We start from the raw sequence: 9,654 nt of genomic DNA on the forward strand, positions 1-9,654 counted from the left end.
GCCAAGGTGCGCGCTTCCGGGAGCACCAGCCGCCCCGGCCGCTCCTCGATCCGCAGCGCTGGGTGGTCGATGAGCACCCGGATCGCCGGCGCCGTCAACGCATCCCGCCAGACCGGCCACACCAACGATCGCCGTGTGGCGGCAGGGTCCACCAAGGCCCGCTGCCACCCTGCCGCCCGCACCTCGAACCCATCGTCGGCGAGCGGGAACATCCGGATCGCCATATTCGCCAACCAGGTCGGCGATGGCGCCGCCACGTTACGTGGCTTGCCATCGGTGGCCACGGTCGCCCCGCGGAGCGCCCCGTGCTCCAGCTTCCCGCCGGTGAATTCCTCGACCCGCTGCCAGCCCGTGAAGGCATCCAAAGGGGCGTTCGGGATCTTCCTCAGCTCCTCGAGCGTCTTATCGAAGAACGAACCGCGGAACTTCATCTGCCCGAACCCGACATTGAACGGCGTCAGCCTGATGGCCCCCTGCGCGGGCTCCAACTGCTCCGCCCCCTCCCCGCTCGGATTTCCCTTCTTCGCATCGGCCTTCTTGGAGTCGACCGCATGCAGCGCCATCAGCGCCACGAGCCAGCGGCCGAACCATCGTTCGCCCCGGGCCCAGGCCGCCGCCGCATCCTCGCAGGTCGCGGTCGCTGCCGCCCGCGACATCCGCATCGGGTCAACCCCCGTGGCTGTGTCTCGCGGGTGCCGCTCCTTGTACGGAAAGTGCGGCGGCACTCCCGGTATCGCCTGGCCGTTCGCCGCGAGCTCGTCCGCCACCTTGCGCAGATCCCCGGCGAGCTCCTCCAACGTCGCATACGCCTCCGTTACGAACACCGCCTGCGGCACGATTCCGCCCTCCCAGGCCAGCCGAACCGGCGCGATGCACTCCTGTTCGGAGAGCGCCACCACCCCGACCGCCGCCAGAAACCCCAGCGCCGTGTTGCCCCGCAACGCGGGCGCTTCCAATCGATTCACTGCGCTCACCTCGCTTCCCCGACCGGCGCTTCGGCTGCGCCTCGCTCGTCCCCCGCCCGTCCGTTGGCCGCCGCTCCGGAAAGCGATTCCGAATCCAGCATGTCGGCAAGCCGCACGATCGTCTCGAGCATCGCAAGCCCCCACCAGCCGTAGCGGTCGTTCAGACGTTCGAAAATCGCCGGGTGCTCCCAATCCACCTGGAGCGGCGCCGGCGGCGCCTCCACCGCCGTTCCCTCGACCGTCACGGCGACGGGAGGGGCACCCGCATCCACGATCGACGGAAGCAGCGGCCGGCCATACCCGTGGTGTGCCACCACCAAGTGGTGCACCAGCTCCACATCGACGCCAGCGAAGAGGTCCGGCCGCAATGCCGCCAGCCGCCTCACCAGCCTCCCGGATACCGCCTCGTGGCGGAACCGCCACACCAACCCACTCAGGCGGTGGGCCTGGCGAGCGGCCGGGTCGCGGGGGTCCAGCCCCGATTTCGCCAACAGCTCACCCACCGCCGCAGCCAGCGGGTCGCCGCCGTAGAGCGAAGCCTGGAAACGCGGATCCGCTTTCCCCAGGTCGTGCCACCGGCCGGCGAGCTCCACCGCGCGGGCAAGCTCCGGCGCAAGGCCCAGCCGCTCCGCGAACTCCCGCGCCAGCGCGCCAACGCGCTCCCCGTGCTCCGCCAACGTCGCCCGCCGCCCACCGGTCAGCGAGGTCGAAATCTCGTCCTCGTCCGATTGATCCGCGGCCACATCGGTACCCGCCGCCCGCTCCACCAAGCGCACCACCGGCCGGCCGTTCTCCGCGACCGTCCAGCGGCCGTCGTCGTCCCGCTCGGGCGGGAGCGCCTGCCAGGTGTTCTCGCTCAGGCCAGCGGCTGCCTCTCGGTAGAGCTCGCCGAGCGGCCCGCCGACGAGCTCCGCGAACCGTTCCACCACCCGCGGCAGCGTCTCCTGGAAATCCTCCGCCGAAAACTCGGCCCAGGCCTCGTCGATCTCCTCCCGCGCCTCGGGCGCATGGGAGGCCACGATCGAAGGCGCCACCCGCACCGACCTCCGGCGACGCGAAGGCGCCAGGTCGGCCACGTCCGGCACGGGGAGTGGCTGCTCCTCCCTCCGCCCCGTCCATCCCCAGCGGTCGTACCCGCCCTCCGAGGAAGCGATGATCACCGTCGCGTTCGGGCGCACCTCGTCCGCCGAGGTCACGAGCCGAAGCGGCTCATCCCCCTCGCCGAGGAGCGCCGCTCGCACCGAACGGACCGCCTCGCTTCGCTGGTCGGTCGCCTCCTCGTAGCCGAGCTCCACGTCGCTGCTCACCGAAGCCGGCGCCCTCCCCTGGAGGAATGCCCGCAGCTCACCGAGTGGAACGGCCACCGTCTCCCATTCGCTGAGCGGGGTCATGTCCAGCCATCGCATCCACGCCTCCGCCGAGTCGGCCTCGGGCGGAATCGCCCGCCAGGCGACCGACACCATCGGCGAACCACCCTGCTGAAACCCGTGCAGGAACGGATCCACCGGCTGGTCCGCCAGCGGCGCCGGCGACGTCCGCGCCCACCGCTCCACGTGCGCGCCGAGGAGCACCGGAACGTCCGGCGCCGCCGGATCGACCTCCGGCTCGGCCAGCGCCCGCAGCTCATCCACCCCTTCCCGCGAAAAATCGACCTGGCCGTTCTCAGCCACCTGCTCCAGAAGCCTCCAGGTCGCGCTCGTAGCTCCGCCGTAGATCGGGTCTTGCTCGTGAGCCTGCGGGCAATACACCACTAGCGAAGACGAGGGATATTCCTCCCCCAACCGATGCACGCGCCCGAACCGCTGCACCAGCGACGTCAGCGGCGCGCACTCCGTAACGATCGCATCGAAGTCCAAATCCGCCCCCACTTCGACCGTCTGCGTCGCAACCAGAATCTCGGTAGTGACTGCCGCCGTCGTGGCTCTGGCCTCCGTCCCGAAGCGCGCCACAGCCACTCCCGCGATCCGATTCCGTTCGAACTCGCGGACCCGACCGGTCAACAGGAGCGGGCCGCCCTCCGTCCCCTCCGACCCCCCCTTTTCCACCGTTTCGAACGCCGCCCGCGCGGCCTGCACTGTGTTACAGAGCACCGCGAACCGCCCCGCCCTCGTCGCGAACGCTTTCACCGCGGCCTTCCCGAGGTTCTCCCCGAGCTCACGGAACAGCCCAGCCCCCCGTTTCTTGACCTCTAGCTGGGTCAGCTCGGCGGGTTTCTCCACCGATAGCCGCCTCCGTGCCACCCGCGCCGCCGGAGAATCACCCACCGCTTCCGTCGAGGCATCGGCCTTCAGGACCTTCCCACCAGCGACCCCGGAGCGTTGCGTCGCGCTCATCAGCGTCACCCGCAGCCGCGGAAGCGGCATGGCGCTCGACGCTTGCAGCCCCGTCACCGCCTCCACCGTCCTCCGGAGCGGCTCCGCGATGTGGGCCTCGTCGATCACCAACCACCCGTCCGAACCGCAGAGCGCAGCGTTCATCGGCAGGATGCGCGGCCTCACGCCGTACCCGCGGAATAGCAGTCGCGAACCGAACTGGTCGACCGTGCACACCACGATCGCCGGCTGATGCGGCCGGCTGACCCACCTCCAGTCCCACGTCGTGCCGCCACGCATCCTGACCACTTCGAGCGGGACTGCCCCCTCGCCAGCGAACCGGCGCAGGGCCCGGGCAACCCGCCCGCTCACGCTTCCGCCACCTTCCGCGGCGCTCAGTTGGTCCGCCAGCCTCGCCGCGAAATCGTACGTACTGTCCACGATCAGCCGCCGGTCGACGACGTAGAACAGGCGGAGCGGCAGCGAGCGACCCCGCCCCGTGTCGCGCTCCAGCTCTTCCGCCAGCGCATAGACCCACGGGACGATGACCGCCGTCTTGCCCAGACCGGTCGGGACATCGATCCGGTCGGGGATTTCCCCCGATCCGAGCATCTCCGCCAGCCGGACCTGCCACGGAAACGGCTCCACCCCCTTGACCTCCGCGAAGAACCGCTCGAATTCCAGCGCGTTACTCACGGTCGCCCACCCCCGTAGGCCGTTCCGTCACCGTTTGCGTCACCAGCGGAAGACAGAGCCCCAGGCCGTAGTGCCGCATCGAACCGATCACCACCGGACCCCGAACGGGCCGAGCGAACCGAATCAGCAGGTGTCGGTACGGCCGAAACCCCTCCCGGTGACCAGGACGCGTCGTTTCATACGGCTGCAGATCGAGCGCCCCGGGGACGACACTCGAAAACGGACGCAACGATGCCCTCACCGCGATCGGTTCCGGGTAACCAGAGTTTCGAATCGACGTGCGGACCACATCCTCCAGCTCGTCCTCCCGCTTGAGATATCGATCGAGCACGGCCGGGTACACCGTGACCCATGCCGTCGATTCACGGCGCCACCGCCACGGCTGGAGCGCCAACGGGGCCCGTCGAAGCTCGGTGCCGGTGAACCGCCGCAGCTGAAACTGCCCCAGCGACCGCGATCCCAGCCCACTCCCCACCACAGTCCCGATGGCCGTCGACAGCTCCACCAAGTCCTCCCGCGGCAGCTCGGGAATGGCAATCGCGAGGCCCACGATGTGGCCATCGCTGTGGCGATGGCCGACGAACGGCAGCGCCAGGAATGCGCACTGCACCGTTCCCCGCGGGCCGTGGCCATGGACCGCAGGGATCTCTCGCGTCATCCGTGCCATCACGGCCTTCCGCAAAAGGTCGCTGAACTCCACCGCGTGGCGTCCATCCCGCTGCGGGCCTTCCAGGCCCAGCACCACCAAATCGCGGTAGGGCCCCGCCACCACCTCCTCCTCCCCATCCGCAGCGGCGGCGACGCCATATTCCACGTACTTCCCGATCGTCCACGGATCCCCCGGCTCGCCGCGCATCTTCCGCTCATGAACATCACGGAGGGCGTTCAACGACCCCGGAAAGGGCACCCGCACGATGTGAACCTCTCCCCCGTTGGCCGCCTCGGAACCGTCCGCCGAGCGCGGCTCCATCGATGGCAGCTGCTCCGGCCACTCCTCCAGCACCTCCAGCGTCACCGGCGACGTCGAGCGCCCCACGTACGGCACCCGCCGACACATCTTGTCGAGCAGCGCACGCTCGTCCGGCGCGAGCGGGTCGCCGTGCCAGCCGTACACCACCTCCGGCGCCCTTGGGACGAAGCGCGCCCAGGAACGCTGATCGTTCTTCCGAGCGACCAGGCTCGCCGATCCCGAGTCCGCGAGCGCGTTGAGCGGCACCCACGCCGAGCGCCGCACCCCCATCTCCGGGTCCATCCAGGCCGCGAGCGGATTCGCCCCGATCACGGGCGCCGGTAGCGCTTCCAGCCGCGCGAGGAGCGCGCACTCCGCGTCCGAATCGTGGTCCGCTACGGCCACCAACGCCGAGAACAACCGCATCCAGGAGGGCGGCCACTCCGGCTCGCCCGGATCGTCGGGTTGAGCCCCTTCGAAGGTGTCGCGCAGCAAGCGACAGCGTATCGCCAGCATGGTTAGTCCTCGACTGGGCCGACACCGCGAGCGGTCAGGACGCCCTCGATCGCCCGTGCCAGCGCAGGCGATGGCTCCATCACCACCGGCTCCGGCGACCACGCCACCCCCGCTGCCTCCAGGCGCTCCCGCGCGTGCGCCAGCAGCCGCCGCGCCTCGTCCTCCGCCAGTTCCAGCGGCTCCGTTCGCCCGCCGCGGCTCACCCACTCCATCGCGTCCTGCTTCAACACCAGATCGCAACCCGAGCGCAGGTGAATGCCTGCCAAGCCGAAGGCCAGCCGGTCGCCCAGCAGCCCCAGTGCCGCCAGTGCCGCTCGACCCGCACGGGCCTTCTGCTCGTCGCCCCCGAACTCGTGCCGGGCCAGACCTGTCAGCGAAAGCACGCCCAGCCGCGTAATGCTCCGCACCGAAACCCCGCCGATGGTGGGGTCTGGTTCGCCCGGCACCATCCCGTGCCCGAGGTCGCTCAGCTTCGACTTTGCTTTCCCGCTCTTTACCGAGGTCCCAGCGGCGCGCCAGTCGCGGGTATCGACCTCCTCTGCGCCGGGTAAATTGAGCGGGTCGCCTTTCGTCGCCGCACGTTTTCCACGCTCCGGTTCCCAGCCCAGCATCTCCGAGGTGTACGCCCGCGCAAACTTCAACGCGATGCGTTTGCCCCGGTGCGAATCCCAGACGCCGTACACCAGATCCGTCGGGGCATAGCGCAGATAGGCCGAAAGGTCGGCCAACGTCGTCGAATCCAGCGCCTTCCCTACCTCCGTCTGGTCGAACCGCGCCCCGTTCACCGTGCTGTCAAGGAAATAGGCGTCGCGGCTCCGGTGCGGTGCCTCCAGACTCGAAATCTCGACGAGCATCCCGTTCACCGCATAGCGCAGGAGCAGCCGCGGCAGGCCGAGCTCGCTCGCGACCCGCGCCAGCGCAGCCTCGCACCGGTTCGCCTGCGACTGATACGAGTCGAGCACGACCACCTCGGCAGCGCTGCCATCCTGCCGCCACCGCCTCTCGAAGTGGTACTTCGTGCCCTCCCTCTCGAGATACGTCGGCGGAAATACCTTCGCCGCTGGCCCGGCCTGCGGTTCGTATTCGGCGCGCACCCGGATGGCAGCGTCATCGCTCTCGAGCATCACCGCCCGCGCCAGCCGTTCGTAGAGAGAAGCGATATCGACCATGAGCCTGAACCCTCCTGCCGTGAATCCAGCCCTGACGGGCGACCGGTCGCAATATCCTAGTCGCGCACCTCGAGCATTACCTTCAGCTTGACCTTCGAAAGCGACATCTCCTGTCGCCCAACACCCCACGTCGAAGCACAAAAAACGACCCGGGTTCACCGGGCCGTCACATCGATGCTTGCCTGGCGGAGAGGGGGAGATTCGAACTCCCGGTGGGTTGCCCCACACCGCTTTTCGAGAGCGGCACCATAAACCACTCGGACACCTCTCCGCCGCCGAGTGTACCAGCATCCCCCGGTTGCCGGCATCCGCCCACCCCGGCCCTTGCCTCCACCCGCCCATCGGACCGCCCCGCCGCGCTCAATTCAAGCGGAACGTGTCGTCGTCCTCTTCCTCGTCGTCCAGCTCGTTATCGCTGTACACCCCCGCCGGCGAGCCACGCCAGACCGTCACCACGAAATCCTCCCGGTACGGGTCCGCCGTCATCACCAGCTGCTCGTCCGTCGCATCGATCAACTGCTGGATGCGCTCTTCGTTCGCATCGGCCGTCGTGCAGAGCGTCGCGTAGACGTTCGTGCCCTGATAGTGCAGATCCACCCGCCCCACGATGCTGCCATCCTCGAAAATCGTGTACGACTCCGAGTGCGGCGTTCGGCACTCGCGTTCGAACGTAATCACAGCGGTCTCACCTGCCCTCTCCCGATGATCGTCCACTTGTAGCTCGTCAGCTCCCGAAGGCCCATCGGCCCCCGTGCGTGCATCTTCTGCGTCGAAATCCCCACCTCGGCCCCGAGGCCGAACTGCGCCCCGTCCGTGAATTGCGTACTCGCGTTCACGTACACCGCCGCCGAGTCCACCACGTCCAGGAACTCCATCGCTCGGCTGTAATTCTCCGTCAAGATCGCATCGCTGTGGTGGCTGCCGTACCGCTCGATGTGCTCCGTCGCCTCCTCCATCGCATCCACCACCCGCACCCCGACGCGCAGCGCCAGGTGCTCCGTCCGCCAGGTCGCCTCCGTCGCCCGCTCCACCGGTGCACCCGCCGCCTCCAACACCGGGTACGCCCGCTCATCCGCAACGAACGTTACCTTCCCGCCCCAGCGCGCCGCCATGCGCCGCAAAAACGCCTCCGCAACCGCACGATGCACCAGCAGCGTGTCCACCGCATTGCAGATGCTGTAGCGCCGCGTCTTCGCGTTATCCACCACCTTCTCCGCCAGGTCGAGGTCCGCGAACTCATCCACATAGATCTGGACCACCGCGTCGCCGTGGGCGATCACCGGCATCGTCGCCTTCCGGCGCACGTAGTCGATGAGCTGAGCCCCTCCCCGCGGCACGATCACGTCCACCAGATCGTTCATCTCCAACAGCTCGTCCACCTGCGCCCGGTCCGGGTCGCTGATCACCTGCACCGCATCCGCCGGCACCGACGTCCCCGCCAACGCCCGTTGCACCAGCTCCCCGAGCGCCGCGTTGCTGTGACGCGCCTCCTTCCCGCCCCGCAGAATCGCCGCGTTCCCACTCTTCAACGCCAGCGCAGCGATGTCCACCGTCACGTTCGGCCGCGACTCGTAGATGCACGCCACCACCCCGAGCGGCACCCGCCGTCGCCCGATCAGCAAGCCGTTCGGCAGCGTCCGCGAATCGAACACCTCCCCCACCGGGTCCGGAAGCTGCATGACGCTCCGCGTATCGTTCGCGATCCCTTGCAGCCGCGCCGGGGAGAGCGTCAGCCGCTCCACGAAGGCATCCTCGAGCCCGGCCGCCCGCGCCGCCTCCAGGTCGCGCGCGTTCGCCGCCAATACCGCCTCCTGCTCCTGTTCGAGCAGCGCAGCGATCCGTTCGAGCGCCGCGTTCTTCTCCGCCGTCGAAAGCCGCGCGAGCTTCCGCGCCGCCTGCCGCGCCGCCAGCGCCCGTTCCCGCAAAAGCGAAACCGTCGAAGTCATGGCCGAAAGTGTACCAGCCCGCCGCCATCCAAGAGCGCCAGCCCTTCGGCTACCATCTTCGCGCCATTCGTCACGACCCGCCCCGCCTCCCAGCGCGTACACTGGAGACATGACCCCCGAAACCCCATCGTCCCCGACGCACGTTGCCGCCGCCATCCGCCGCATCGCCCGCTGGGAGCCCCCGGCAGGCATCGGAATCCTCAGCGTCTACCTCGACTGGCGGCCCCAGGCCACCGGCGAACGTCCCGCCCTCCGGAGCGGCGAGGTCGTCCTCGAAGACCGCCTCCGCCAAATCCAGGCCAGCCTCGGCGTCCGCGGACCCGCCCTCGAATCCTTCCTCGCCGATACCGCCAAAGTCCACGCCGCCCTCGCCGAGGTCGACCCCGCCGCTATGGGCATCGCCCTCTTCTCGTGCTCGGCTGCCGGCCTCTTCGAACTCGTTACCGCCCCGGCACCGTTCGAAAACCAAATCGTCTACGACCGCTACCCCCGGCTCTACCAACTCTCCCGTCTGCTCGACGAATACGAGACCGCCGTCGTCGCCGTCGCCGATACCAACACCCTCCGCCTCTTCGTCGTCCGTGGCGAGCGGGCCAGCGAAGTACCCGGGAAGGACGAAGACCCCTACGACTACCAGATGCGCTCCACCAGCGGCATGAACGAGCACCGCTTCCGCCGCCACGTCGAGCACCACCGCCGCGAATTCGCCGAAGAAGCCGCCCGGCTCATCGAACAGCTCTGCGAACAGGAACACGCCACGCGCCTCGTCATCGCCGGCGACGAAACCGCCCTTCACCTCCTCCGCGAAGCGCTCCCCGAATCCCTCACCCGCCGCGTCACCGAGGGGGAGTTCCACATCGACATCCGTGCCGGACTCGAACAGGTCCGGCGAACCGTCGAACGATTCCTCCTCCAGGTCGAAGACGACGAATCCCAGGCCACCGCCGATATCCTCGTCGGCGAAGTCGAAGAGGGTGACCTCGGCGTCGCCGGTTACGAGCGGACGAAACAAGCGCTTCAGGCCGGCGCCGCCGATACCGTCGTGATCGACGACGCCTACGAGCCCGCCGAACGGAAGGACGAACTCGCCAGGCTCGCCGC

The 9,654-nt window shown here is 68.9% G+C and carries 6 protein-coding genes, 1 tRNA gene and 1 pseudogene; 1 reads left to right on the forward strand and 7 read right to left on the reverse strand.

The features are described from left to right. The 7 genes and pseudogenes from VAE53_RS08815 to VAE53_RS08845 all read right to left on the reverse strand — a co-directional run. Window positions 1–965: pseudogene (locus VAE53_RS08815) on the reverse strand (hypothetical protein); the annotation flags it as partial. A gap of 5 nt (window positions 966–970) precedes the next feature. After that, window positions 971–3,973, reverse strand: a complete 3,003-nt coding sequence (gene cas3u / locus VAE53_RS08820; RefSeq protein WP_322819009.1) for a type I-U CRISPR-associated helicase/endonuclease Cas3 — start codon at window positions 3,971–3,973, stop codon at window positions 971–973. Continuing rightward, complete coding sequence (gene csb2, locus VAE53_RS08825) at window positions 3,966–5,438, reverse strand: type I-U CRISPR-associated protein Csb2 (protein WP_322819010.1); 1,473 nt, start codon at window positions 5,436–5,438, stop codon at window positions 3,966–3,968. Before csb2 ends, cas3u begins: the two co-directional genes overlap by 8 nt. A 2-nt stretch (window positions 5,439–5,440) precedes the next feature. Continuing rightward, window positions 5,441–6,607 carry a type I-U CRISPR-associated RAMP protein Csb1/Cas7u gene (gene cas7u, locus VAE53_RS08830; protein WP_322819011.1) on the reverse strand — a complete coding sequence of 389 codons (1,167 nt, stop codon included), beginning with the start codon at window positions 6,605–6,607 and terminating at the stop codon, window positions 5,441–5,443. Between the two features lie 183 nt (window positions 6,608–6,790). Beyond that, a tRNA-Ser gene (locus VAE53_RS08835) sits at window positions 6,791–6,878 on the reverse strand. 89 nt (window positions 6,879–6,967) lie between these two features. Continuing rightward, window positions 6,968–7,285, reverse strand: coding sequence for a hypothetical protein (locus VAE53_RS08840; protein ID WP_322819012.1), 318 nt, complete (start codon window positions 7,283–7,285; stop codon window positions 6,968–6,970). Further along, window positions 7,282–8,553, reverse strand: coding sequence for a glutamate-5-semialdehyde dehydrogenase (locus VAE53_RS08845; RefSeq protein WP_322819013.1), 1,272 nt, complete (start codon window positions 8,551–8,553; stop codon window positions 7,282–7,284). Before VAE53_RS08845 ends, VAE53_RS08840 begins: the two co-directional genes overlap by 4 nt. A 109-nt stretch (window positions 8,554–8,662) precedes the next feature. Between VAE53_RS08845 and VAE53_RS08850 the strand changes: the two genes are divergently transcribed. Further along, the coding region (locus VAE53_RS08850) for a host attachment protein (protein ID WP_322819014.1) at window positions 8,663–9,654 on the forward strand (992 nt) is incomplete at its 3' end.

Origin of the sequence: Tepidiforma sp., assembly GCF_034432735.1 — a bacterium.
Taxonomy (GTDB): domain Bacteria; phylum Chloroflexota; class Dehalococcoidia; order Tepidiformales; family Tepidiformaceae; genus Tepidiforma.